This is a genomic window from Pseudomonas sp. AC355, from assembly GCF_979258205.1.
Window position 1 is genome coordinate 2751777 of sequence record NZ_OZ409843.1, and the last position, 23232, is coordinate 2775008.

Sequence of the window (23232 nt, forward strand, 5' to 3'; positions counted from 1 at the left end):
TGGCTGCGGACGTTAGAAATCATTTGTGGCACTTGCATGACACACGGCGTGGCAATGCCTCTAAAGCGGTATTTTCAAACGCAATTCAGCGCGTTTTGAGCTCGATTGACCCCCAACTCCCGCAGGCGAGCGTGACCTCTCGACGACTGAGCAGCCTTTCATCAACGAGGGATGACAACACCCACAATGCTCGCGAACGGGCGGGCTCGACGCATCTCCCATCAAGAAACATGAGCATCTAACCTTGCCCACGATGGGCCATCCACCTCGCTATCGCCGTGCAGGTGCACACGCGCCAAGCTGAATTCATCCTGAAAAAAGTGCCCTCGCCTGCAGCGATCAGATGAGCCGAATCGACCCCCCATGAATTCACCGAACCGTCATGTGGCTTTGTTTCCGTGACGCCCCATCACGCCGAACGGCTCATGAGGAATCGCGAATGTCTCGCTCCCTGTTGTATGCATCATTGCTCGCCTGTGCACTGGCCGCCTCGTCAACGCTTGCCAACGAGGCCGTACCGCGCTCCGTAGGCCAGCCCTATGCAGCGGGCAATCTCGCCGACCGCATCGTGCTAACGCCCGGCCAGAACGCAGCCGTGCAAATGGCGGTCAGCTTCCGTACGGATGTGCAGCAAAGCGAAGCACTGCTGGAGTTCGGGCCGGCGCTTGCCGGGCCGCAACTCACCGCCCAGGCCAAGCAGCTCAGCGGCACCACCCGTCGCCTGGACAGCGACAACGGCCCGTCCAATTACCACCAGGTGCGCCTAGAACAACTGACGCCCGATACTACCTACGTGTACCGCGTGAAAGGCAGTGCTGGCTGGAGCGAGTGGCAACAATTTCGCACCGCGCGGGAAGACTTCGCGCCGTTCACCTTCCTGTATCTGGGTGATACCCAGAACAACATCCTCGCCGTCGCCTCGCGCACCATTCGCCAGGCGTTACGCAGCGTGGCGCGTCCTGCGCTGGTGGTGCATGCTGGTGACCTAGTCGCCTCACGGGAAGAACTTGCCCACGACGACGAATGGGGCGAATGGAACCAGGCAGGCGGCTGGGCCTACGCCGCCATTCCGCAAGTGACGGCAGCCGGCAACCATGAATACATCGACACCCTGCTGGCCGACGGCAGCGAAAGCCGCACCCTCGGCCCGCACTTTCCCGCCCAGTTCGCCCTGCCACGCAACGGCGCGCAAGGTGTCAGTGACACCAGCTTCTTCACCGATTATCAGGGGGTTCGTTTCGTGGTGCTCGATGGCACCTCGGCACTAGACCTCGGCACGCTCGACGCACAAACCAGCTGGCTGGAGAACGCGCTGAAAAGCAGCCAGGCAACCTGGAACATCGTGGTCATGCACCAGCCGATCTACACCTGCGCCCGCCCCGAAGACACTGAAGAACTCAAGGCCGCCTGGAAGCCGCTGCTCGAACGCTACAAGGTGGACCTGGTGCTGCAGGGCCACGACCACTGCTACAGCCGCCTGACCCACGAAGCAGGCCGCGATGCCAGCGCCAAGGCACAGCAGACCAATCAGCCTATCGGCCCGGTGTACATGGTCTCGGTTACCGGCTCGAAAATGTACGGCCTCAATGATCGCGCCCGTACGCAGCCTGATCGCACTGCCGAAGACACCCAACTGTTCCAGACCATCAGCGTCGAGCAGAACCGCCTGAGCGTGCGCGCCTACACGGCTGACGACCGGCTCTACGACGCCTTCGATATACAGCGCGATGCCAGCGGCAACAAAACCCTGCACGAGCCACGGCTGCAAAAGCAGAACGAGCGCTTCTGCCAGGGCGAGACCGGGCCGGATGGTTTGCCCTGCTCTGCCAAGGACAAGTGAGCGTCATCGTTCTGAGATATTCGCCGGGCATGCTCGGCGCACCCGCAATCGGCGGCAGGAGATGCACCATGAAGTCGCTGTTGAAAATGCATGGCATGACCCTTGGCGGTTTATTCCTGGCGGCCAACGGCGGCCTGCTGATCTACCTGGCGGCCGGCAACATCAAGTACTGGGCCGAGATCAACTGGATGGATGTGGCCGGCGAAGGCGGCACCTGCGTGATTCTCTGCGGCTGGCTGTACATGCTGCTGCGTGGCCGACCCGCCGGGCGGGTGACCCGTCTGCTGTCGCTGGGCCTGTGCTGCACCGCGTTTTCGATGTGGATGGACACCTTGGACGAGTTCATTCGCCTGCCATCTGAAGCCGTGTGGGACAACTGGTTGGAAACCGCCCCCATGCCGGTGGGCATGTTGTTGCTGACTCTGGGCATGTATCACCTGCAACAGGAACAACGCGCCATCAGCGCGCAGATGAGCAAGCGCGAACAGCTGTTCCGCGAGCATCGTCTGTTCGACACGCTCATCCCCCTCGCCGGCGCTCAATACCTGCGCCAGCACTTGCAACAGGCGCTTGAGCAGGCAGAGGCCGAGCAGCGCCCGTTGTCGCTGATCGCTATCGACCTGGACGATTTCAACCAGATCAACCAGCGCTACGGCCAGGAAGAAGGCGACCAGGTGCTGCAGGTGATGGCGCAGTTGCTGCTGTTCAACCTGCGCCAGCAAGACATGCTCTGCCGACTGGCCGGCGACCGCTTCGTCGCGGTGCTGCCGGACACCGGCGAGAGCCAGGCAAGGATAATGGCCGACGACATGCGCCAGAGCATCGCCAACCTTGCTCATCGCACTCAACGCCACGGTGAGCGCCTGTACTTGCAGGCCACAACCGCTGTGGTAATGGCGCTGGACGAAGACGAAGCGCAGTTGCTCAAACGCCTTAATACCTCCCTCGCTCAGGCCAAACCTCGCCTGGCGCGCAGCGCATGAGCCTGCCCCCGCTGCAAGGCGGCTATGACGCCGATAACCGTTTCATCGCCGCGCACCATCTGCCCGCGGTGTTGATAGACCTTGCCAGGTCGCGACGCATCGACACGCATAACCTGTTGCGTGGCTGCGAGCTGTTCTATGACGATGTGGTCACCGGTCGTGCGCTGATCAGCCCGCAACAATTCCTGCGTTTGATTGACAACGCAAGGCGTCTGCTCGGCTCGCCCGACACCAGCTTTCTATTCGGTCAACGTCTGTGGCCCGGGCATTACGGCGCAGGTAGCCAACTACTCGAACAGGCTGACAATCTGCTGCAGGCACTGGATCGGATCAGTGAATACCGGGCACTGCTTTCACCGCTGCTGACGCCCGTCATGCACCTGGACGAGCACTATCTGCACCTCTACTGGCGCGACAGTTGCGGCGCTGGCGAGCTGACCACCTTCTTGCTCGAAGCGAGCATGACCGCAGTGGTCGCCCTCGCCCGACGCCAGCAGCACGAACGCCTGCCATGGCGCTTCCAGTTTGCCTACATGGAGCCTGCCTACGTCGAGCAGTATTGGGTGCACCTGGGCGATAGCCTGAGCTTCGAGCGCCCATCGACCGTCATGAGCCTGCCTCGCGAATACCTGCTGCGCGCCTGGCCAGCCGCTGGTTCCACTGGCGCCTTGGTGGCTCGTCACAGCTGCAGCGAGCAACTACATGCCTGGGGCTGGCAGGCCAGTTTTCTTGATCGCTTGCACGAGCACCTCAGCCAGCACATCCGCCATCCACTGAGCCTGGAACGGGTCGCCGCAGCCTTCGATACCAGCCCGGCGTCCTTCAAACGCCGGCTCGGCAAACACCACACGCACTTTCAGGAGCAACTCGACCACACGCGTCGCGACCTCGCTCTGTACCTCTACCAGGTAAAGGGCTACAGCAACGAAGAAGTCGCCCAGTACCTGGGCTTCAACGACATCACCAACTTGCGCCGCTCATTCAAACGCTGGACTGGGCGCGTGCCAAGCGACCTGGGCGGGCTGCTGTGTGGGTGAGGATCAAGCCGCGCGACTTCGGCTGACAGAGCCCCGCCAGGTGACCCGAATCCCGTAGCCTGTGGTTGAGCGAAGCGATACCCGGGAAATCGCAACCCTGGGTATCGCTTCGCTCAACCACAGGCTACGAAGCGGCGGTCGCTCTGAATAAAGGCTCGGGCCGCGTGAGTAAAGCTCTCGGCCAGATTGCCCTAGCGCCTAGGTTGAGCCGCACAGTTACTTACGCGGTTTGACCCGCGCCGTGGGCTCGGCGATCAATGGATCGTCCGGCCAGTAGTGCTTCGGGTACCGCCCCTTCAAATCCTTCTTCACCTCGGCATAGGTGGTGCGCCAGAAGTTGGCAAGGTCCTGGGTCACCTGCACCGGTCGGCGTGCCGGGGATAGCAGATGCAGCAGTACCTGCTGCCGGCCATTGGCGATGCGCGGCGTCTCGCCCAGGCCGAACAGTTCCTGCAGGCGCACCGCCAAGACCGGTGGGTGTTCGCTGTAATCCAGGCCGATGCGCGAGCCGGAGGGCACCGGCAGGCTGCGCGGTGCCCATTCGTCTAGGCGCTGGGGCAACGGCCAGGGCAACAGGGTTTGCAGCATCGACGGCAGGTCGAGGTTGCCGAAGTGGCTCAGCCGGGTGACCTTGCCCAGATACGGCGCCAGCCAGGCATCCAGGCTGGCGAGCAGTGCCGGATCCGAAACGTCCGGCCACTCGCTGCTTGCCTGGCTCCGCAGATCGAGCCCGCGCAGCAGCATGACCCGCGCCTGCCACTGGCGCAGCTCGGGCGTCCACGGCAGCAGCGCCAGGCCCTTGCGGCGCACCAAATTGACCAACGCGGCGGTGCGCGCTTCAGCACTCAGCCCTGCCAGCGCCTCGCTGGACAACACCAGATCGCCCACCTTGCGCTGCCGCTCGGCACGCAACACACCTTCGCGCTCATCCCACTCGAGCAGATCCTGGTTGGCCACCTGTTCGACCAGCACCGAATCGAACAGCGCCGGCTCCAGTTCACCGGCCAGGTAGATGCGCTCTTCGCGCTGTCCCTGGCGGCTGCCCAGGTCGGCGACCACCAGCCAGGCGTGCTTCATCAGAGCATCTGCTTCGTTGAACAGCGCCGCGCGGCCATTGGCCAGGCGGTATTCGGCGCCGCCCTCGCGACGCTGCCGGGCGACACGATCCGGGTAGGCGAAGGCCAGTAACGCACCCAGCCAGCGGCCATGCGCGGGGTCGCTGACCGCCTCGCTGACCGGTACGCGGCGCAGGTAGCCCTGGAACTGCCGAGCCAGTTGCCGGGTTCGCTGCACGCCACCTCGGGCGGCGCCTCCCCCTGCGCTGCGCTCCCCAGAGAGCAGGGCCAGGCGACTGTGCAGATCGGCGCCAGCTCCGCGCAGTATGTCGCGCTCGCCCAGCAGTGCCGCCAGATCACAGGCCAGTTCGCCCAGACCAAGGGCCTGCCCACGCAGCAACAGATGAGCGATACGCGGATGCGCCGGCAGCTCGGCCATGGCCTGGCCATGGGCGGTCAGCGCGCCACGGACATCGAGTGCGCCGAGGCGCTGCAGCAGCTCTCGAGCCTGGGCGTAGGCAGCGGCAGGCGGTGGGTCGAGCCACACCAGTTCGTCGACTTCAACGCCCCAGCGCGCCAGTTGCAGCGCCAGCCCCGCCAGGTCGGCCTGGAGAATTTCCGCCGAGGAATAGGCAGACAATTGCTCATGCTGAGCCTGCGACCACAGCCGGTAGCACACACCCGGCTGCAGACGCCCGGCACGGCCGGCGCGCTGGGTGGCAGAAGCTCGGGAAATGCGCTGGGTATCCAAACGCGTCATGCCGCTGCCCGGGTCGAAACGCGGCACTCGTGCCAAGCCGGCGTCCACCACCACGCGCACGCCGTCGATGGTCAGGCTGGTCTCGGCGATATTGGTCGCCAACACCACCTTGCGCAGCCCGGCCGGTGCCGGTTCGATGGCAGCACGCTGGGCCGACAGCTCCAGCTCACCATGCAGAGGACAGACGCGCACATCGGATCGCTCGGCCAGCGCCTCGCCCAATTGTTCGGCCACCCGCCGGATCTCCGCCTGACCGGGCAGGAACACCAGCAGGCTGCCCGGTTCATCGGCCAGCGCCTGCAACACGGTTTGCAATACTTTCGGCTCCAGCCACTCGCCCGCCTGCCAGGGTGCGCCCCAGCGGGTATCCACCGGGTACATATGCCCTTCGCTGCGCAGCACCGGGGCATCGTCGAGCAACTCGGCCAGGCGTTCGCCCTCCAGGGTGGCCGACATCAGCAACACCTTGAGCGGCGCCTCGCCACTGTCGGCGCCGCGAAACATCGCTCGACCGTTGAGGGTCAGCGCCAGGGCCAGATCAGCGTCCAGGCTACGCTCGTGGAATTCGTCGAAGATCACCAGGCCAACGCCCTCCAGCGCTGGGTCATCCTGCAGGCGCCGGGCGAGGATGCCCTCGGTGACCACCTCGATACGCGTGCGCGGGCCGACCTTGCTGTCCAGGCGAATGCGATAACCCACGGTCTCGCCGACCGCCTCGCCAAGCTCGCTGGCCAGCCGCTCGGCAGCGGCACGCGCGGCCAGACGACGAGGTTCGAGCATGATGATGCGCTGCCCGGCCAGCCACGGCTGATCGAGCACAGCCAACGGCACGCGGGTGGTCTTGCCGGCGCCAGGCGGCGCTTCGAGCACCACCTCATCGCGGTCGGCCAGGGCGCGGCAGAGGTCGGGCAGCAGGGAATCGATCGGCAGGTTATTCATCAAGGCTCCATCATCGGCCGGCGATTATACGGCGAACCGCCTCCTGGCTTCGCCGGTCAGATGGCATCGGAAGCTACGTGTTCGCAGCGCCACAGCAGCTTTGCAATCAGTGCCTTGCTATAGTGGCGTCCACTTTTTCTGGAGGTGCTCGATGCGCACGAAATCCCGTGTTATCGGCGGCGTTCTCGCCGTTACGTTGTTCACTCAACTTACCGCCTGCGGCACCCTCTTCTATCCGGATCGTCGCGGGCAGATCGAAGGCCGTGTCGACCCGCTCATCGTCGGCCTCAACGCCATCGGCATCCTGTTCTACGTGATCCCCGGCCTGATCGCCTTCGGTGTCGACTTCGCCACTGGCGCGATCTACCTGCCAGGTGGCCTCAGCGCCCAGGTCAGCCCAGACTCCCTAAAGGACGTGGTCGATGCCGATGGCAAGGTCGACACCGCCAAGCTCAAGGCCCTGATCGAAACCCAAACCGGCCACAGCCTGCCGCTCGACGATCCGCGCCTGATCCAGCACAGCGGCAGCAGCGAACAATTAGCCGCTTACGGCCTGCGCCCCGCTGCCTGACCTGCCTGCGGCCCGTTGCAGACGACGGGCTCGCCCTCCGCTTACAGCATGGATAACCCATGAGCGTCGACCGCCAGCACGCCCGCCTGATGCGTCAAGCTACTGCCGCCGCACTTTGCGTAGCGCTGACGCTGGTGCTGTGCAAGGCCGTCGCCTGGTGGGCCAGTGGCTCGGTCAGCTTGCTGGCCGGCCTCACCGACTCGCTGCTCGACAGCGCCGCCTCACTGCTCAATCTGATCGCTGTGAACATCGCCCTGCGTCCCGCCGATGACGATCACCGTTACGGCCATGGCAAGGCCGAAGCCCTCGCCGGATTGGGCCAGGCACTGTTCATCGGCGCCAGCGCGATACTCGTCGCGGTACAGGGCGTCGACCGCCTGCGCCACCCCGAGCCGCTCAATGCGCAGGCGCTGGGTATCGCGGTGATGCTGCTGTCCATGGCGCTCACCGTGGCCCTGCTGCTGTTCCAGCGCCATGTAGTGCAGCAGACCGGCTCCACGGCGATCCATGCCGACTCGCTGCACTACCGCTCCGACCTGCTGCTCAACGGCGGCATCCTCCTCGCTCTGCTGCTCGCCTATTTCGGCTGGCAACAGGGCGACGCCCTGTTCGCCATCGGCATCGCCGCCTACATCCTGTGGAGCGCCTTCAGCATCGCCCGCCAGTCGGTCAGCGTGCTGATGGATCAGGAGCTCGACCCCGACGTCAGCACGCGCATGAGCGAACTGGCCTGCGCGGTGCCCGGCGTCATCGGCATCCACGACCTGCGCACGCGCCTGTCCGGCACCCGCTGGTTCGTGCAGTTGCACGTCGATCTGCCGGGCAGCCTGAGCCTCAATGAAGCCCATGCGCTGTGCGAACAGGTCGAGGATGCTATCCGCAGCGAATTCGCCCAGGCAGAGGTGCTGGTACACGCCGATCCACTGGATTTATCTGCACCAACTTGATGCAGGCCATGCGCCACCAGAAAAACACTGAACCCTCGGCACGAAAGGCCAGTCAGCTTCAGTAAGCCCAAATGATTTGGGTTGGTCGCTCCCGGCTCTCCTCACCCTCAAGCAGGGCGGCACCGGGAACCTATTCGTGATGAGAGGATTACCACATGAAGCGCGTATCCATGTTCGTCATTGCTGCCGTACTGGCCGCACCAGCCTTCGCAGCCGATGACCTGTGCACCGTCAACCTGCAGAAACTCGACAATGCCGTGGCCGCCAAAGCCACCATCGCCGACCCGCTGAAATCCCAGGTTGAAGAAGCCAAGAAGCAAGCCACCGATGCTCAGGCTGCTGGCGACCTGAAAGCCTGTGGCACTCACGCTGAGCGTGCTCTGCAACTGCTCGACGCCCCAGGCGACGACGGCAGCGGCGCAACCAGCTGATGAGAACCAGGCCAGCCGTAACGCTGGCCTGATTCAGCAGGGGCAGTGCATGCCGGTCGACTCCACCTGACCTTTGGCGTACACTGCACGCCTTGCACGCTTTTGGGGCCGATTAGGATTCGACGCCGGTAGCGAAGCTCGAGGTGCATGCCGACTTGGTAACAGAAGTCGTAAATCCACTGTTGCAACTTTCTATAGTTGCCAATGACGAAAACTACGAGGGCTACGCTCTCGCTGCGTAAGCGGCGCGACTAGTCCTTCTGGTAGCTTCGGCTCCAGCGATCACTAGGGGATGCCTGTAAACCTGAAGTGATTGTCATGCAGAACAGGATCGCCGCGTAGTACGTTGTGGACGAAGCGGCTAAAACTCACACAACTCGTCCAAAGCACCCTGCCCGTCGGGCGGCTGAGGATTAACTTAATAGACACGGCTAAGCATGTAGTACCGACAGTGGAGAACTGGCGGACGGGGGTTCAAATCCCCCCGGCTCCACCAAATAAACCCCTGATTTTCCTAGCGAAAGTCAGGGGTTTTTCTTTGGGTGTCGAAAAGTCGTCGTAACCTCACTACAGCCGTACCGGTATGCAAGTCATTGTCCAGCAGATCATTGACGCGGGGTTGCCCGCACAACCTCAGTAGACATTACTCGACAAGTACCTGACCTCCCTCTCAAACGTCAGCCCCACTGCGACCTTAATGCTGGCGTTCGCAAGACTGGCAGTGGTGCGAAGTCCCTCACACCATCGCCGTATAGGTTTACGCGGAAAGTCTCGCCATGTGTCGTAGGAAGACTTGGCAAGGGAAAACCCGGGCACTTATCCCTTGCCAGCATGCTGCGCCAAACCAGTCGCCCCCCGGCACGGAGGAGATTGCGCAGAGCAACACGACTTACGCTGGAACGGTAACAGCGCTGGCGAAGCACCGTACGACCAAAGTCGTACCTGCATAAAACCGCATGCCTGCTAGTTTCATAGTGCCATAACAAAAATAACAACCTATGGAGGCTCACATGGCCCTGTCCAAGCAAGAGGCTGCCACAGCCTATTGGAAAGAGAACCTACGGCTGATGCTCTGGCTGCTGGTGATCTGGTTCGCCGTATCATTCGGCTGCGGAATACTCTTCGTCGATCAGTTGAACACCATCAATGCGTTCGGCTTCCCCCTGGGATTCTGGTTCGCTCAGCAAGGCTCCATCTACGTGTTTGTGCTCGAGATCTTCTTCTATGTCTGGAAGATGAATCGCCTCGACCGCAAGTACAACGTACACGAAGAGTGAGGCCGCCAATATGAGTACTCAGTTTCTAATCTATTTGTTCGTTGGCGGCACTTTCGCGCTCTATATCGGTATTGCTCTCTGGACCCGAGCAGGCTCCACCAGCGAGTATTACGTCGCCAGCAAAGGCGTGCATCCCGTACTCAACGGTATGGCCACCGGTGCGGACTGGATGTCCGCCGCCTCCTTCATTTCAATGGCGGGGATCATTGCCTTTGCCGGTTACGATGGCTCGGTCTACCTGATGGGCTGAACCGGCGGCTACGTGCTGTTGGCCATGTGCCTGGCGCCCTACCTGCGCAAGTTCGGCAAATTCACCGTTCCAGAGTTTATCGGTACACGCTACTACTCCCAGACGGCACGGATGGTGGCGGTGGTGTGCGTTATCTTCATTTCGTTCACCTATGTTGCCGGACAGATGCGCGGCGTTGGCATCGTGTTCTCGCGCTACCTGGAAGTGGACATCGAAACCGGCGTAATCATTGGCATGGCTATCGTGTTCTTCTACTCCGTGCTCGGCGGTATGAAGGGCATCACCTATACCCAGGTGGCGCAATACTGCGTGATGATCTTCGCCTACATGGTTCCAGCGATCTTCATTTCGATGATGATCACAGGCAATCCGATCCCACAACTGGGTTTCGGTAGCGAGGTTACCGGTACCGGCCAGAGCGTTGTCGAACGCCTCAATGGCCTGGGCGCCGAGCTGGGCTTCACGCCCTACACCGATGGCAGCAAGTCCACCACCGATGTGTTCTTCATCACCATGGCATTGATGGTCGGTACCGCTGGCCTGCCACACGTCATTGTGCGTTTCTTCACCACTCCGACGGTGAAGGATGCGCGCAAGTCAGCGGGCTACGCCCTGCTGTTCATCGCCATCCTCTACACCACGGCGCCAGCGGTTGCGGCATTCGCCCGTATCAACCTGCTGAACAGCGTGCCCAATACAAGCTACGAAGAAGTCCCTACCTGGTTCAAAACCTGGGAAAACGCCGGGCTTATTGGCTGGCTGGATAAAAACAACGATGGCGTCATCCAGTATGGCCCAGGTGCCGCCTTCGCAGGCAAGCCGACCTACACCGCCGAACGAGGCGACGTAGGCCAGCGGTTACTCACCAACGCACCAACTGCGGCTACCAATGAGGTGTATGTCGATAACGACATCATGGTACTGGCCAACCCGGAAATCGCCGGGCTGCCGGGCTGGGTGATCGCACTGATCGCCGCGGGCGGCTTGGCGGCGGCGTTGTCCACCGCTGCCGGTCTGTTACTGGTGATATCCACGTCAATCTCTCATGACTTGCTCAAGAGCAACCTGATGCCTGGCATCAGCGAGAAGAAGGAGCTACTCGCCGCACGTATCGCTGCGGGTGTCGCGGTGGTGATTGCCGGTCTGTTTGGCATCTATCCACCGGGCTTCGTGGCGCAGGTGGTGGCGTTCGCCTTCGGCCTGGCTGCGGCCTCGTTCTTCCCTGCCATCGTCATGGGGATCTTCTACAAGCGCATGAACAAGGAGGGTGCAATCGCCGGGATGGTGGTCGGTCTGGCCTTCACCTTCGGCTACATCGTCTACTTCAAGTTCATCGACCCGACGGCAACCGCCGCCGACTGGTGGTTCGGTATTTCGCCAGAAGGGATCGGTACCCTGGGGATGATCTTCAACTTCGTCATCGCGTTCGTGGTTTCGCGCATGACAGCACCGCCGCCGGAGCACATCCAGCACCTGGTGGAAGACATCCGCGTACCACGTGGCGCTGGAGCTGCAGTGGATCACTGAGGTATCTCGAGAAATAAAAGACGCCGGAGAAATCCGGCGTTTTTTTTCGTACCAATTACGCAAAAACGCGTTACCGGACATCGACACGCACCGCACGTGTGGCGACAGCGACTGGCGAAGCCACCGATTCCGGGTTAGTTTGGCCGCCCGTTATCCATGACGATTTCTGCCATGTCTCTACGCAATCTTCATCGCCTGACCATTCTCGGCCTGGTGTTCTTCATCCTTGGCCTGATCGGCGTCGTGTATGCCCTGTACGCCATCTACAACGGGCCGAGCCCGACTGACCCGGATCTGACCCGTAGCCTGATGATAGCTGCGGGCATGCAACTGACCGGTTACGTGCTGCTCAACCGCAACCGCTGGCGGATGATGGTCGGCAAGCCGAAGAAGTAGCTCCAAGCCCACCTCGCTTGAGCCTGGAGCCTTCGGCGACCTTCAGCGGAACGGCGGCTCATCGAAACTGCGCAGCTTGCGCGAGTGCAACGAGTTGAGTTGCCCGCGCAGCAAATCCAGGGCGGCGATGCCGATGTGCAGGTGCTGAGTCACCGCCCGCTCATAAAAGGCCCCCGCTGCGCCCGGCAGCTTGATCTCGCTGTGCAGCGGCTTATCCGACACGCACAGCAAAGTGCCGTACGGTACGCGCAGGCGATAGCCCTGAGCGGCAATGGTGCCGCTTTCCATGTCCACCGCGACGGCCCGTGACAGGTTGATCAGCGGACGCTCCTGCGCCCAACGCAGCTCCCAGTTACGGTCGTCGTAGGTCAGTACGGTGCCGGTGCGCAGCCGACGTTTGAGATCATCACCACGCTCGCCGGTCACCTGCGCGGCGGCATCTTGCAGCGCCTGCTGCACCTCGGCCAGGGCCGGCAGCGGAATGTGCGGTGGCAGCACCCGGTCGAGAATGCCGTCGCGACGCATGTAGGCGTGAGCCAGCACGTAGTCCCCGATGGTCTGCGACTGACGCAGGCCACCGCAGTGGCCGATCATCAGCCAGCAATGCGGACGCAGCACGGCCAGGTGGTCGGTGATGTTCTTGGCGTTGGACGGGCCGACGCCAATATTGACCAGGGTGATGCCATCGCCATCGGCGGCCTGCAGGTGGTAGGCCGGCATCTGGTAGCGGTGCCAAACCACGGTCTCGATGATCGCCTGCATCTCGCCTTCGGGCATGCCCCGCTCGATCACCACGTTGCCCGGTAGCACCATGCGCTCGAAGCGCGACTCGCCATTGAGCATGTCCAGACCATTGCGAATGAACTGGTCGACGTAGCGGTGATAGTTGGTCAGCAGAATCCATGGCTGCACGTGGCGCCAGTCGCTGCCGGTGTAATGCACCAGGCGACGCAGGGAGAAGTCCACCCGGGCGGCGTCGAACAGCGCCAGCGGCAGCGGGTCGGTATTTTCCCAGTCGTAGAGGCCGTCGGCGGTGCCATCGGTGGCGGCCGACAGGTCGGTGCTGGGGAATACCCGCGCCAGCTCTGCCGCGGTCACGCCGGAGCCGGCCAGCTCATCGCCCTGCTCCACCACGTACGGATAGGGAATGTACTGCTGGCTGACACCCACTTCGACGGTCAGGGTGAAATCCGCCATCAACGGCCGCAGTTGCTCCAGCAGGTATTTGCGGAAGGCAGCCGGATGGGTGATGGTGATGCTGTAGGTGCCCGGCACCTGCACCTTGGCGTAGGCGCGCACGGTGGTCGGCACCTCGCCCTGGCAATCGTAGGTCACACGCAGTTCGGGGTAGCGAAACAGCTCTTGCTGCTCGGCATCAGGACGGATGCGATCTTTCAGGTAGCGCTTGAGCGCCTGGCTCAGGCCTTCGGTGGCGCGCTGGTGCAGCTCGGCCAGACGGTCGACGGCTTCTTCGGCAGAGTTGACGACGATAAAAGCACCGTCTGTAGAAAGGGACATGCATGGATCCTTATCGTGGAATTCACGCAGCATAGCTGACACGCATTACAGCCAGGGTGCAAGTGCGCGAGCGTCGCTCATTGCGGCCATGCGCCGACGATGCACTCCAGTGCCTGTTTGAGCTCCACGCGGCTGCGGGCAGCAGCCAGGCTGATGCGAATCGCGCTGGCCGCAGCCGGGCCAACGGCGAACACCTCGGCGGGCACCACGTCGACACCTGCGGCCCGGCAAGCGGCAGCCAGGTCACGGCTATCGGGCCCCTCCAGCCACAGGTGCGGGGCGACCTCGCGCCCCTGAGGCATACGTGCACCGAGCACCCGCGCGGCGAGCCGCCAGCGCTGCTGCAACTCGTCACGTTGCCAGGCCAATTTGCGCGCTGCGGTGCCGTCCTCTATCCACTCGCAGGCCAGGGTCAAGCACAACGGCGAGACCGCCCAGCCGGTGGCGTGCCCTTGCGGATCGATGCGTTTGAGCAGCGCTTCCGGGCCATGCACGAACCCCAATCGCAGCCCCGGCGCAACAGTTTTCGACAGGCTGGTAATCAACAGGCTGCGCGCCTCTACCGCTGCGGTCAGCGGCGCCTGATTGCCCAACGCGCCGTAGACGTCATCCTCGATCAGCCACAGGCCGTGGCGCTCCACCAGTTCGGCGATACGCTGGCGTCGTTCGGCGTCCATGCTGCTGCCCGTGGGGTTCTGCAGGCAAGGCGTGAGCACCAGCACCTTTGCGCCTGTGGCGCGGATCTGGCGATCAAGCTCTTGGGGCACAATTCCGCGCTCATCCATTCCCACACCGTGCAGCGGCAGCCGTAGCTGACGCGCGGCGGCTTTGATGCCCGGCGCAGTGAAGGCTTCGACCAACACCGGATCGCCCGGCTCACACAACGCCAGTAGCGCCGCCGTGACACCTTGTTGAGCGCCGGCACAGAGCAGCACCTGCGAAGGCGGATAGTGCAGACCGCGCTGCTGCAGCCACAGGCTGCCAGCCAGCCGCCCACGCAGCTCCAGCTCGGCCGGCGCGTAGGCCTGCAACGCATCAATGCGGCCCTCCACGATAAGGTGCTGCAAGGTGCGCGACAGGTCATCGCTGTCGCCGTCGTGCACAGGCACGTTGGTCGACAGGTCGATGCCCTGCGCCGGCTGGCCGGGCTGCTTGAGGTGGAACAGGCTGGCTTCGTGGCTATCCGCCAATACGTAGGTGCCGCGCCCAACCTCGCCGGACACCAGGTGCCGCCGCGCAGCTTCGCGATAGGCCTGCATCACCGTGCTCGGGTTGATGCCCAACGTCCAGGCGAGCCGGCGCTGCGGCGGCAGGCGCTCACCGGGTTTGAGTTCGCCCTTGCCGATGGCGCTGGAAATCGCTTCGACCAGCGCCAGATAAGTCGGCAGCGAGCTGCCTTGCAGATCAGGTAACCACATTGCTTGCCATGCAATATAAACATTTACCCATACAATGACAGGGCCGTAGCATCAGGTCAAAGCCAACCGGGAGCTCCCAGATGTTCGACCTTGCAGCGCTACGCCAAGCCGCCACCCTGATTCGCCCGAACGTCCCGGCGACGCCGCAGTTCGCCTGGCCGCTGCTGGCCGAACGGCTGGGCTGCGAAGTGTGGGTCAAGCACGAGAACCACACGCCGACGGGCGCTTTCAAGGTGCGCGGCGGGCTGGTCTATGTGGATGCGCTGCTGCGCCGCGAACCGGCAATCGTAGGACTGGTGTCGGCCACCCGAGGCAACCACGGGCAAAGCATGGCACTGGCCGCCCGCAAGGCCGGGCTGTCGATCAGCATCGTGGTACCGCAAGGCAACGCCCGTGAAAAGAATGCAGCCATGGCCGCCCTGGGCGCCGAGGTGATCGAATACGGTCGCGACTTCGACGAGGCCCGCGCCAAAGCCGCGGAACTGGCAGAGCAGCGCGGCCTACACTTTGTACCCTCGCTGCACCCGGATCTGATCCGCGGTGTGGCCACCTACGCCCTGGAACTGTTCGAGGCAGCACCGCCACTCCAGCGCATCTATGTGCCCATTGGCCTGGGCTCAGGCATCTGCGGGGTAATCCGCACCCGTGACCTGCTCGGCCTGGATACCGAAGTGATCGGGGTGGTGAGCAGTGCCGCCGATGCCTACGCACAGAGTTTCGCCGCCGGGCGGGTCATCTGTACCGACAGTGCCGACACTATCGCTGATGGCATGGCCTGCCGTATGCCACAGCCAGAAGCGCTGGAGATCATCCGAGCCGGTGCCGCGCGCATCGTGCGGGTCGATGACGACGAGATCCGCCAGGCAATTCGCATTCTCCACGAAGACACCCACAACCTCGCCGAAGGCGCTGGAGCGGCCGCCCTGGCGGCACTGATCCAGGAGCGTGAAATCAACCAGGGCGCGCGCGCGGCGGTGGTGCTCAGCGGTGCCAATATCGACCGCGCAGCCCTGGCCTCGATTCTCGCGTAACCCGCAGCGAAGCCAGCCCTACCGCTGCGATTCAAACGCTGATCGACACCGTCGAACCGACAGAAACCGAAATGGAAACGCCGCCACCACCCATGTCGCTGGCGGCCTTTTCGACGTCGGCTAGCTGCTTGTCGATATCGCCGAGCAGCTTCTTGCTCTCCTCGTCCGGCGCGGCGCTGAGCTGCGCCTTGACCATGGCCAGCAGTTGCTTGAGCTGACGGGCGACCTTTTTCAGTTCTTCGGCATCGGCGCGGCGTTGCTGGTCGTCGCGGTCATTACGGGTTCGCTCCATGGGGGGTTGCGCCTGCTCATCGCCGTCGCCTTCACCCTCGGCATCGCCATCCTCGGTAGACGGTTCTTCCGTTGCAGCGGCGCTACCCATCGCAGTTTCGGGGTCGGCCTCGACATCCGGCAGCACCTCGCTGGCCGCATCGACCGCAGTGGCCGTTTCAGTTGCCTGAGCACCTTCGCGAGTGCCGATCGATGCCTGAGCGCCGCCGCCGCTGCCGCCGGAAGGCTCTTTAAGCACTGAAGCCGCCTGGCCGAGCTCCTGAGCCAGCTGCTTGATCTGTCGCAGTGCTCCCTTCGCAGCGCTCGGCCCGAGGGCCATGACCAACTGCTTGAGCATCTCGATGCGTTTTTTGATGTCTTCAAGGCGCTGGCGGGCGGCCTCCTTACGGGACTCCTGCTGGTTAGCCTGCATGGCGCGCAACTTGGCCGACGCTTCGCGCATGGTCTTCATGCGCTTTTGCGCGTAGTCGCTGAGGGTAACGGTGACCGAGGGCCGCTGCTGTTCAGGCTCGCTGGCAGCGCTCGACGTTGTCGCGGATGCGTCACCGCTGGCACGAGCGGCCGAGGTCTTGACGGGCGCCGTGGTGGTGGGCGTGATAGTCGACATGCTACGTCCTGTGCCCGACGAATGTGTCAATGTAATCGGCTCGTTGAAGGCAAACTTGAACCTGCGGTGCAACCAGGCGTTACCGGTCATGACACCTGAAAACAAAAAGCCCCGGCATCGCGGCCGGGGCTTTTTGTGAAAACGGTGGCGTATCGAGCGCCAGCGGCAAGTCAGTACTTGCTGCGGAAATCGCGCAACTCGTCTTCTGCCTTTTCCTTGGTCCAGCCGTAGCGTTCCTGCAGCTTGCCAGCCAGGTATTCGCTATGGCCTTCGGCGACATCCACGTCGTCGTTGGTCAGCTTGCCCCAGCGGGTTTTGATATCGCCGCTGAGCTGCTTCCACTTACCTTTGATAATGTCGGAATTCATGATTCAGCTCTCCTGTATCCAGGGAAGAAAGCAGACTCATACGAGCCTGCTCGAAAACATGATCAATCGGCAGATTTCAGGCCATCAGCGGAAACCGCTTGTACGCCTTTGATTTCTTTAGCCTTGGCTACAGCCAGGTCACGCTCAGCATCGGTCTTGACTACACCAGACAGGGAAACCACACCTTTGTTGGTTTCAACCTTGATGTCCAGAGCGCTAAGGCCGTCATCTGCCAGGAAGGTGGACTTCACTTTGCTGGTGATCCAAGTATCGGACACAGCTTCTTCAGCTTTGTCCATGGTATTGGCGGCCAGCATGGTTGGCTGGGTGCTGCTGTAGGTATCGGCGAAAGCGGTACCCGCCACGGACAAGCTCAGGGCGGTCGCAGTGATAGCGGCAAAAGCGAACTTATTGATTGGCTGTTTCATGGGTAACACTCCTGATTATTCGAGTTGGCCACATCCAACTACCGGCTGTGGCTTCCCCTTAGTTATCGCAAGTGCTGTGCCACTTCCCATAAACAAAAATAAACCTTAAAAAACAAATACTTATAAAATAACCACAGACTCATTTCCCGTGCAAACTGCATGTTCGAACCAAACAGCTCAGGCAGATTGCACGAAATTTCAAAGCACGCTTACTGCGCTTGATACAGCATGGATAGCAGCCATAAAAAAGCCGGTCAATTGACCGGCTTTTCGACTCAAGCACGAGCGCTTCTCTTACTTGACGACCTTGAGGCTCGGTCGTCCGCTGGGCCGTGGCGGCGCATCGTCAGGTGGCCCCTGCTCGTCCTCCACATCTTCGACCTCGGGTTGCGTAACCGGCGGCTCCAGGTCAAAGACCATGCCTTGGCCATTCTCCCGCGCATAAATGGCCAGCACCGCAGACGATGGCACGAACAGGCTATGCGCAACGCCACCAAAGCGGCCCTCGAAACTCACTGCTTCGTTTTTGATGGCCAATTCGCGTATAGCGCTAGGCGATACGTTGAGCACGATCTGCCCGTCGCTGACGAAACCCGTAGGTACCTTGACGCCCGGATACTCGGCGTTAACCAGCAGATGAGGCGTGCAATCGTTGTCGACGATCCACTCGTAGAGTGCACGAATCAGATAGGGACGACTGGAGTTCATCAAACCTCCTGGGCTTGGACACGCCGCCTGCGGCGCGCACAGAAAATGGGTTAACGCATGTCACGTTCGACGTCGGACAGGCTCTGGCGAAAACTCTCGCGGGCAAACTGCCGATCCATGTAGTCGAGCAGCGGCTTGGCCGGCTTTGGCAATTCGATCCCCAACACCGGCAGGCGCCAGAGAATCGGTAGCAAGCAGCAGTCTACCAAGCTCAACTCATCACTGAGAAAAAATGACTTCTCGGCAAACAGCGGTGAGACGCCAGTCAGGCTCTCGCGCAACTCCTTGCGCGCCTGCACGCGGGCGGCTTCCTTGCTGCGTGGGTCGAGGATAAGGTCGACCAGCGAGCACCAGTCACGCTGAATGCGGTGCATCAACAGTCGCGTGTTGCCGCGGGCCACCGGATATACCGGCATCAATGGAGGATGAGGGTAACGCTCATCCAGGTACTCCATGATCACCGTCGGCTCGTACAGCGCCAGGTCACGGTCGACCAGAGTCGGCAGGCTCGCGTAGGGATTGGCCTCCAGCAACTTGGTCGGGGAACGCCCCCGCTCGACACTGATGATCTCCGCGGCGACGCTCTTTTCGGCGAGCACGATACGTACGCGGTGGGAATAGTGGTCGGCAGAGTCGGAATAACAAGCCAACCTATTGGTCGCAGCCAAGGCGATCCTCCAGTTTTTAGAGCACAAAAAATCGCCGGGAGAGACGTTCGAAGTCACTCGCGACGGCCCGTAAGGGCGACCGCCAGGGATGGTAGGTCATAACAAATCGCCAGGAGCGTTTTTGACGTTACTCGCGACGGCCTCAAAAGTGGCCAGCGTAAATGGCAGGCCACAAAAAACCTGCGCAACCCCAGAGGAATCGCGCAGGTCGGCCATGATACCGGATGCGGTCAGTGCACGTCTTTCCAGTACTCGCGCTTGAGCAGATAGGCAAAGACGAAGAAGACTGCCAGGTACAACAACACATAGGTGCCGATGCGCTGCAGATGCAGTTTGTTGGGGTCTGCCGAGTAGGCGAGAAAGGTCACCAGATTGCGTACCTTGTCATCGAACGCCTGCGAGCTGAGCTGGCCGCTGTTCGGCTCGAGCACCAGTTGATCGCAGGCCTCAATGGTGAGCGGCGTACCGGTCAACGGGTCGTACTGCTTCTTGCCGTTGTCCACCACCTGCACCTGCTTGCAGCCCATGTACTGGCGACCTTGCAGGCCACCCAGCACGTTGGGCATGCCAACGTTGGGGAACACCAGGTTGTTGACACCCAGCGGCCGCGCCGGATCGTCGTAGAAGGTACGCAGGTAGGTGTACAGCCAGTCGTTGCCGCGCACCCGAGCAACCAGCGTCAGGTCGGGCGGTGCGGCACCGAACCAGCGCTTGGCGTCTTCGGGTTTCATGCCGATGTTCATGTGATCGCCAATCTTGGCATCGGTGAACACCAGGTTTTCCATCATCTGCTCTGCGGAAACGCCAATGTCCGCAGCGACGCGCTCGTAGCGCTGGAACTTGGCACTGTGGCAACCCATGCAATAGTTGGCGAACGTACGCGCGCCATCCTGCAGCGCCGCCTTGTCGGTCAGGTCGATATCAGCCTTGTCCAGCGTCACGCCATGACCACCGGCCGCCAGAGACAGAGCCGGCAGCAATGCGACCACACATGCAGCAAATAGCTTTCTCATCAGCCTGTCACCCTTTCAGGAACCGGTTTGGTCTTTTCCATCCTGGTGTAGAACGGCATCAGGATGAAGTACGCGAAGTACAGGAAGGTGCACACCTGCGACAGCAACGTACCGCCCGGGCTCGGCGGCAAAACGCCCAGCACACCGAGGATGACGAAGGACACGCAGAACACCAGCAACCACAGCTTGCTGAGCCAGCCCTTGTAACGCATCGACCGAACCGGGCTGCGATCCAGCCAGGGCAGCACGAACAGCACGGCGATGGCGGCGCCCATGGCGATCACGCCCATGAGCTTGTCGGGGATCGCCCGCAAGATTGCGTAGAAGGGTGTGAAGTACCAGACCGGGGCGATGTGCTCGGGCGTCTTGAACGGGTTGGCCTGCTCGAAGTTAGGCTTCTCGAGGAAGTAGCCGCCCATTTCCGGGAAGAAGAACACCACGAAGCAGAACACGAAGAGGAACACCACCACGCCGACGATATCCTTCACCGTGTAGTACGGGTGGAAGGGGATGCCGTCGAGTGGAATGCCGTTCTCGTCCGTGTACTTCTTGATGTCGATGCCATCCGGATTGTTCGAGCCGACTTCGTGCAGCGCCAGAATGTGCAGCACTACCAGCCCGAGAATGACGATCGGCAGGGCCACCACATGCAGGGCGAAGAAACGGTTCAGGGTGATACCGGAGATCAGATAGTCGCCACGAATCCACTCGGTCAGCGCATCGCCGATGAACGGAATGGCGCCGAACAGCGAGATGATCACCTGGGCGCCCCAGTAGGACATCTGCCCCCACGGCAGCAGGTAGCCCATGAAGGCTTCGGCCATCAGCATCAGGTAGATCAGCATGCCGAAGATCCACACCAGCTCGCGGGGTTTCTGGTAAGAGCCGTAGAGCAGACCGCGGAACATGTGCAGATAAACGACGATAAAGAACGCCGACGCGCCGGTCGAGTGCATGTAGCGCAGGATCGCGCCGTGCGGCGTATCACCGGTGCGCACATCACGCATCAAGCCTTCAACCGAGGCGAAGGCACCTTCGGCGGTGGGCGTGTAGCTCATGGTCAGCCACACGCCGGTGAGCAGCTGGTTGACCAGCACCAGCAGGGCCAGGGAGCCGAAGAAGTACAGGAAATTGAAGTTCTTCGGTGCGTAGTACTTAGCGAGGTGGTCGTTCCACATCTTGGTGGCGGGAAAGCGTGCGTCCACCCACTCCATGAATTTGCTCATCATGCTTGCTCCTGATCCACGCCGATGATGATCACGTCAGCCGACTCGTAGGTATGCGGCGGCACCGGCAGGTTCAGCGGCGCCGGCTGCGACTTGTAGACACGTCCGGCGAGGTCGTAACGGGAACCGTGGCACGGACAGAAATAGCCACCGACCCAATTTTCGCCGAGATCGGCAGGCGCTACCTCAGGACGGAATGACGGTGCGCAGCCCAGGTGCGTGCACAGCCCGACCAGCAGGAGGATTTCCGGTTTTATCGAGCGGGTCTTCGGATCGACGTAGGTGGGCTGCACCGAGCTTTTCGAGTCCGCGTCAGCCAGTTGCCCCTCGATCTTGCCGAGGTTGCTCAATATCTCCTCGGTGCGCCGCATGATGAATACCGGCTGCCCGCGCCACTCGGCGACCATCTGCTGGCCAGGTTCGATCTTGCCAACATTCACCTTGACCGGAGCACCTGCGGCTTTGGCCTTGGCGCTCGGATACCACGACCCCACAAACGGAACTGCAGCCCCCACCGCTCCAGCAGCCCCAACCACTGAAGTGGCTGCCACCAGAAAGCGACGCCGGCCCGCATTCACGCCGTCATTGCTCATTCAGTCGTCTCCCATCGGCTTTCCAGCCTGTTTTTCAGGCCTTTAATAAGTAAGTGTTGGGTGCGCAGAAAAGCGGCCAGACGGTAATGAAGAAGCCATCCAGAAAATGCTTATGCCCGCTTTCAAGAAGCTGAAAACAGTGCAGAACAGAGCGTCACGCGGCCGTATCCATTCAGGGGTCATCGCAGACTTTAATCCATTCCCAGGTCTCAGCCGCTGAAGCAGGTTATTACCTGCTACGTCACTCAAGGGAATTGATGTAAAAGTCCAGATGGTCGCGTACATCGATAAGCCTGACTGCAACCCGGCGCGAGATTCGCACAGGCAGGCACGCTGACTCATGACGCGCATCAACGAAGCGATAGGTAGGCCGAAAACGCAGCGCTCGAGCGGAGCAGGCAAGAAAGCCTGGCCGAAAGTAGAAATAAAAAACGCCCAGCTCCGTGAGGAAACTGGGCGTTTTTGAGTACCGAAGCGAATTAACGCTTGGAGTACTGAGGACGCTTACGCGCTTTACGCAGACCAACTTTCTTACGTTCTACTTCACGAGCATCGCGAGTCACGAAGCCTGCTTTACGCAGAGCCGGACGCAGAGTCTCGTCGTAGTCCATCAGAGCGCGGGTGATACCGTGACGGATCGCACCGGCTTGACCGCTCACACCACCACCGACAACGGTGACGTAGATGTCGAATTTCTCGACCATCTCGGTCAGCTCCAGCGGCTGGCGAACTACCATGCGGGCAGTTTCACGACCGAAGAAGGTGTCCAGGGTGCGGTTGTTGATGGAGATTTTGCCAGTGCCCGGACGCAGGAAAACGCGTGCGGTTGCAGTTTTGCGACGGCCAGTGCCGTAATTTTGAGTCGCCGACATAATGAACTATTCCGTTAAAACTTCAGTTCTTGGGGCTGCTGAGCAGTATGAGGGTGAGCAGCGCCCGCATAGACTTTCAGCTTACGGTACATGTCGCGACCCAGCGGGTTCTTCGGCAGCATGCCTTTAACCGCGGTCTCGATCACGCGCTCAGGCGCCTTGGCGATCAGCTTGTCGAAGCTGATCGACTTGATGCCACCCGGGAAACCGGAGTGAGAGTAGTACATTTTGTCGGTGGTTTTAGCACCGGTCACACGAACCTGCTCGGCGTTGATAACGACGATGTAGTCGCCGGTGTCAACGTGAGGGGTGTACTCAGGCTTGTGCTTGCCACGCAGGCGGCTAGCGATTTCAGTAGCCAGACGACCCAGGGTCTGGCCAGCAGCGTCGATCACAAACCAGTCGCGCTTTACTGTTTCTGGTTTAGCGGTAAAAGTTTTCATTCTTTATAGCCTCAGGGGCCGCCCTGCAAAATTAG

General features: G+C 61.6%; 22 protein-coding genes, 1 other RNA gene and 1 pseudogene. 11 read left to right on the top strand and 13 right to left on the bottom strand.

The features are described 5' to 3' along the window. Nucleotides 1-439 precede the first annotated feature (439 nt). The 3 genes from ACZ0AI_RS13010 to ACZ0AI_RS13020 all read left to right on the top strand — a co-directional run bounded on the left by ACZ0AI_RS13010 (nucleotide 440) and on the right by ACZ0AI_RS13020 (nucleotide 3860). A complete protein-coding gene (locus tag ACZ0AI_RS13010) occupies nucleotides 440-1840 on the top strand; it encodes a purple acid phosphatase family protein (RefSeq protein ID WP_463562268.1) in 1401 nt (466 codons plus the stop codon). A 68-nt stretch (nucleotides 1841-1908) separates the two neighbouring features. Next, on the top strand, nucleotides 1909-2823 hold the full coding sequence (locus tag ACZ0AI_RS13015; RefSeq protein WP_463562269.1) for a GGDEF domain-containing protein: 915 nt from the start codon (nucleotides 1909-1911) through the stop codon (nucleotides 2821-2823). Beyond that, nucleotides 2820-3860, top strand: coding sequence for an AraC family transcriptional regulator ligand-binding domain-containing protein (locus ACZ0AI_RS13020; protein ID WP_463562270.1), 1041 nt, complete (start codon nucleotides 2820-2822; stop codon nucleotides 3858-3860). The genes ACZ0AI_RS13015 and ACZ0AI_RS13020 overlap by 4 nt, the downstream gene beginning before the upstream one ends. A 216-nt stretch (nucleotides 3861-4076) precedes the next feature. Here ACZ0AI_RS13020 and hrpB read toward each other — a convergent pair whose 3' ends face one another. Further along, nucleotides 4077-6614, bottom strand: a complete 2538-nt coding sequence (gene hrpB / locus ACZ0AI_RS13025) for an ATP-dependent helicase HrpB (RefSeq protein ID WP_463562271.1) — start codon at nucleotides 6612-6614, stop codon at nucleotides 4077-4079. A gap of 151 nt (nucleotides 6615-6765) precedes the next feature. On the opposite strand from hrpB, the gene ACZ0AI_RS13030 reads away from it, so the two are divergent. The 7 genes and pseudogenes from ACZ0AI_RS13030 (at nucleotide 6766) to ACZ0AI_RS13060 (ending at nucleotide 12013) form a co-directional block, all read left to right on the top strand. Beyond that, nucleotides 6766-7185 carry a polyribonucleotide nucleotidyltransferase gene (locus ACZ0AI_RS13030; RefSeq protein ID WP_463562272.1) on the top strand — a complete coding sequence of 140 codons (420 nt, stop codon included), beginning with the start codon at nucleotides 6766-6768 and terminating at the stop codon, nucleotides 7183-7185. Between the two features lie 59 nt (nucleotides 7186-7244). Continuing rightward, entirely contained in the window at nucleotides 7245-8132 is an 888-nt protein-coding gene (locus tag ACZ0AI_RS13035; RefSeq protein WP_463562273.1) for a cation diffusion facilitator family transporter, read from the top strand. A gap of 155 nt (nucleotides 8133-8287) precedes the next feature. Next, nucleotides 8288-8563 (top strand): hypothetical protein, encoded by a 276-nt coding sequence (locus tag ACZ0AI_RS13040; protein ID WP_225838458.1) that lies wholly within the window; start codon nucleotides 8288-8290, stop codon nucleotides 8561-8563. A 104-nt stretch (nucleotides 8564-8667) separates the two neighbouring features. Further along, nucleotides 8668-9059, top strand: a transfer-messenger RNA (tmRNA) gene (gene ssrA, locus ACZ0AI_RS13045). Between the two features lie 514 nt (nucleotides 9060-9573). Continuing rightward, nucleotides 9574-9840 carry a DUF4212 domain-containing protein gene (locus ACZ0AI_RS13050; RefSeq protein ID WP_463562274.1) on the top strand — a complete coding sequence of 89 codons (267 nt, stop codon included), beginning with the start codon at nucleotides 9574-9576 and terminating at the stop codon, nucleotides 9838-9840. 10 nt (nucleotides 9841-9850) lie between these two features. Further along, nucleotides 9851-11617: pseudogene (locus ACZ0AI_RS13055) on the top strand (sodium:solute symporter family protein). A gap of 171 nt (nucleotides 11618-11788) precedes the next feature. Next, complete coding sequence (locus tag ACZ0AI_RS13060; RefSeq protein ID WP_463562276.1) at nucleotides 11789-12013, top strand: hypothetical protein; 225 nt, start codon at nucleotides 11789-11791, stop codon at nucleotides 12011-12013. Nucleotides 12014-12055: 42 nt separating this feature from the next. Here ACZ0AI_RS13060 and amn read toward each other — a convergent pair whose 3' ends face one another. Further along, nucleotides 12056-13564 carry an AMP nucleosidase gene (amn, locus tag ACZ0AI_RS13065; RefSeq protein WP_463562277.1) on the bottom strand — a complete coding sequence of 503 codons (1509 nt, stop codon included), beginning with the start codon at nucleotides 13562-13564 and terminating at the stop codon, nucleotides 12056-12058. A 44-nt stretch (nucleotides 13565-13608) separates the two neighbouring features. Next, complete coding sequence (locus ACZ0AI_RS13070) at nucleotides 13609-14949, bottom strand: aminotransferase-like domain-containing protein (protein ID WP_463562278.1); 1341 nt, start codon at nucleotides 14947-14949, stop codon at nucleotides 13609-13611. Nucleotides 14950-15029: 80 nt separating this feature from the next. On the opposite strand from ACZ0AI_RS13070, the gene ACZ0AI_RS13075 reads away from it, so the two are divergent. Beyond that, nucleotides 15030-15980, top strand: coding sequence for a threonine dehydratase (locus ACZ0AI_RS13075; protein ID WP_463562279.1), 951 nt, complete (start codon nucleotides 15030-15032; stop codon nucleotides 15978-15980). A gap of 31 nt (nucleotides 15981-16011) precedes the next feature. Here ACZ0AI_RS13075 and ACZ0AI_RS13080 read toward each other — a convergent pair whose 3' ends face one another. The 10 genes from ACZ0AI_RS13080 to rplM all read right to left on the bottom strand — a co-directional run bounded on the left by ACZ0AI_RS13080 (nucleotide 16012) and on the right by rplM (nucleotide 23197). Continuing rightward, complete coding sequence (locus ACZ0AI_RS13080; RefSeq protein WP_463562280.1) at nucleotides 16012-16878, bottom strand: hypothetical protein; 867 nt, start codon at nucleotides 16876-16878, stop codon at nucleotides 16012-16014. Between the two features lie 170 nt (nucleotides 16879-17048). Continuing rightward, entirely contained in the window at nucleotides 17049-17246 is a 198-nt protein-coding gene (locus tag ACZ0AI_RS13085) for a CsbD family protein (protein ID WP_042556357.1), read from the bottom strand. Between the two features lie 62 nt (nucleotides 17247-17308). Beyond that, nucleotides 17309-17674, bottom strand: a complete 366-nt coding sequence (locus tag ACZ0AI_RS13090; protein ID WP_463562281.1) for a BON domain-containing protein — start codon at nucleotides 17672-17674, stop codon at nucleotides 17309-17311. Between the two features lie 294 nt (nucleotides 17675-17968). Beyond that, a complete protein-coding gene (locus ACZ0AI_RS13095; protein ID WP_463562282.1) occupies nucleotides 17969-18382 on the bottom strand; it encodes a ClpXP protease specificity-enhancing factor in 414 nt (137 codons plus the stop codon). Between the two features lie 50 nt (nucleotides 18383-18432). Continuing rightward, complete coding sequence (locus tag ACZ0AI_RS13100; RefSeq protein WP_463562283.1) at nucleotides 18433-19050, bottom strand: glutathione S-transferase N-terminal domain-containing protein; 618 nt, start codon at nucleotides 19048-19050, stop codon at nucleotides 18433-18435. 230 nt (nucleotides 19051-19280) lie between these two features. Beyond that, nucleotides 19281-20063 carry a cytochrome c1 gene (locus ACZ0AI_RS13105; RefSeq protein ID WP_463562284.1) on the bottom strand — a complete coding sequence of 261 codons (783 nt, stop codon included), beginning with the start codon at nucleotides 20061-20063 and terminating at the stop codon, nucleotides 19281-19283. Beyond that, entirely contained in the window at nucleotides 20063-21289 is a 1227-nt protein-coding gene (locus tag ACZ0AI_RS13110) for a cytochrome b (RefSeq protein ID WP_463565936.1), read from the bottom strand. Before ACZ0AI_RS13110 ends, ACZ0AI_RS13105 begins: the two co-directional genes overlap by 1 nt. After that, entirely contained in the window at nucleotides 21289-21882 is a 594-nt protein-coding gene (gene petA / locus ACZ0AI_RS13115; protein ID WP_225838390.1) for a ubiquinol-cytochrome c reductase iron-sulfur subunit, read from the bottom strand. The genes ACZ0AI_RS13110 and petA overlap by 1 nt, the downstream gene beginning before the upstream one ends. Nucleotides 21883-22361: 479 nt before the next feature. Then, on the bottom strand, nucleotides 22362-22754 hold the full coding sequence (rpsI, locus tag ACZ0AI_RS13120; protein WP_463562285.1) for a 30S ribosomal protein S9: 393 nt from the start codon (nucleotides 22752-22754) through the stop codon (nucleotides 22362-22364). A 14-nt stretch (nucleotides 22755-22768) separates the two neighbouring features. After that, complete coding sequence (gene rplM / locus ACZ0AI_RS13125) at nucleotides 22769-23197, bottom strand: 50S ribosomal protein L13 (RefSeq protein WP_225838386.1); 429 nt, start codon at nucleotides 23195-23197, stop codon at nucleotides 22769-22771. Nucleotides 23198-23232 lie beyond the last annotated feature (35 nt).

Excerpts from the sequence above, each read along its gene's own strand:
- hrpB (WP_463562271.1), bottom strand. The coding sequence starts at position 6,614 with ATGAATAACCTGCCGATCGATTCCCTGCTGCCCGACCTCTGCCGCGCC.
- ACZ0AI_RS13075 (WP_463562279.1), top strand. The coding sequence starts at position 15,030 with ATGTTCGACCTTGCAGCGCTACGCCAAGCCGCCACCCTGATTCGCCCG.
- ACZ0AI_RS13090 (WP_463562281.1), bottom strand. The coding sequence starts at position 17,674 with ATGAAACAGCCAATCAATAAGTTCGCTTTTGCCGCTATCACTGCGACC.
- ACZ0AI_RS13040 (WP_225838458.1), top strand. The coding sequence starts at position 8,288 with ATGAAGCGCGTATCCATGTTCGTCATTGCTGCCGTACTGGCCGCACCA.
- ACZ0AI_RS13080 (WP_463562280.1), bottom strand. The coding sequence starts at position 16,878 with ATGTCGACTATCACGCCCACCACCACGGCGCCCGTCAAGACCTCGGCC.
- ACZ0AI_RS13015 (WP_463562269.1), top strand. The coding sequence starts at position 1,909 with ATGAAGTCGCTGTTGAAAATGCATGGCATGACCCTTGGCGGTTTATTC.
- ACZ0AI_RS13020 (WP_463562270.1), top strand. The coding sequence starts at position 2,820 with ATGAGCCTGCCCCCGCTGCAAGGCGGCTATGACGCCGATAACCGTTTC.
- ACZ0AI_RS13070 (WP_463562278.1), bottom strand. The coding sequence starts at position 14,949 with ATGTGGTTACCTGATCTGCAAGGCAGCTCGCTGCCGACTTATCTGGCG.
- ACZ0AI_RS13030 (WP_463562272.1), top strand. The coding sequence starts at position 6,766 with ATGCGCACGAAATCCCGTGTTATCGGCGGCGTTCTCGCCGTTACGTTG.
- rpsI (WP_463562285.1), bottom strand. The coding sequence starts at position 22,754 with ATGTCGGCGACTCAAAATTACGGCACTGGCCGTCGCAAAACTGCAACC.
- petA (WP_225838390.1), bottom strand. The coding sequence starts at position 21,882 with ATGAGCAATGACGGCGTGAATGCGGGCCGGCGTCGCTTTCTGGTGGCA.
- ACZ0AI_RS13050 (WP_463562274.1), top strand. The coding sequence starts at position 9,574 with ATGGCCCTGTCCAAGCAAGAGGCTGCCACAGCCTATTGGAAAGAGAAC.
- ACZ0AI_RS13035 (WP_463562273.1), top strand. The coding sequence starts at position 7,245 with ATGAGCGTCGACCGCCAGCACGCCCGCCTGATGCGTCAAGCTACTGCC.
- ACZ0AI_RS13010 (WP_463562268.1), top strand. The coding sequence starts at position 440 with ATGTCTCGCTCCCTGTTGTATGCATCATTGCTCGCCTGTGCACTGGCC.
- ACZ0AI_RS13110 (WP_463565936.1), bottom strand. The coding sequence starts at position 21,289 with ATGAGCAAATTCATGGAGTGGGTGGACGCACGCTTTCCCGCCACCAAG.
- ACZ0AI_RS13105 (WP_463562284.1), bottom strand. The coding sequence starts at position 20,063 with ATGAGAAAGCTATTTGCTGCATGTGTGGTCGCATTGCTGCCGGCTCTG.
- rplM (WP_225838386.1), bottom strand. The coding sequence starts at position 23,197 with ATGAAAACTTTTACCGCTAAACCAGAAACAGTAAAGCGCGACTGGTTT.
- amn (WP_463562277.1), bottom strand. The coding sequence starts at position 13,564 with ATGCTGCGTGAATTCCACGATAAGGATCCATGCATGTCCCTTTCTACA.
- ACZ0AI_RS13060 (WP_463562276.1), top strand. The coding sequence starts at position 11,789 with ATGTCTCTACGCAATCTTCATCGCCTGACCATTCTCGGCCTGGTGTTC.
- ACZ0AI_RS13095 (WP_463562282.1), bottom strand. The coding sequence starts at position 18,382 with ATGAACTCCAGTCGTCCCTATCTGATTCGTGCACTCTACGAGTGGATC.
- ACZ0AI_RS13085 (WP_042556357.1), bottom strand. The coding sequence starts at position 17,246 with ATGAATTCCGACATTATCAAAGGTAAGTGGAAGCAGCTCAGCGGCGAT.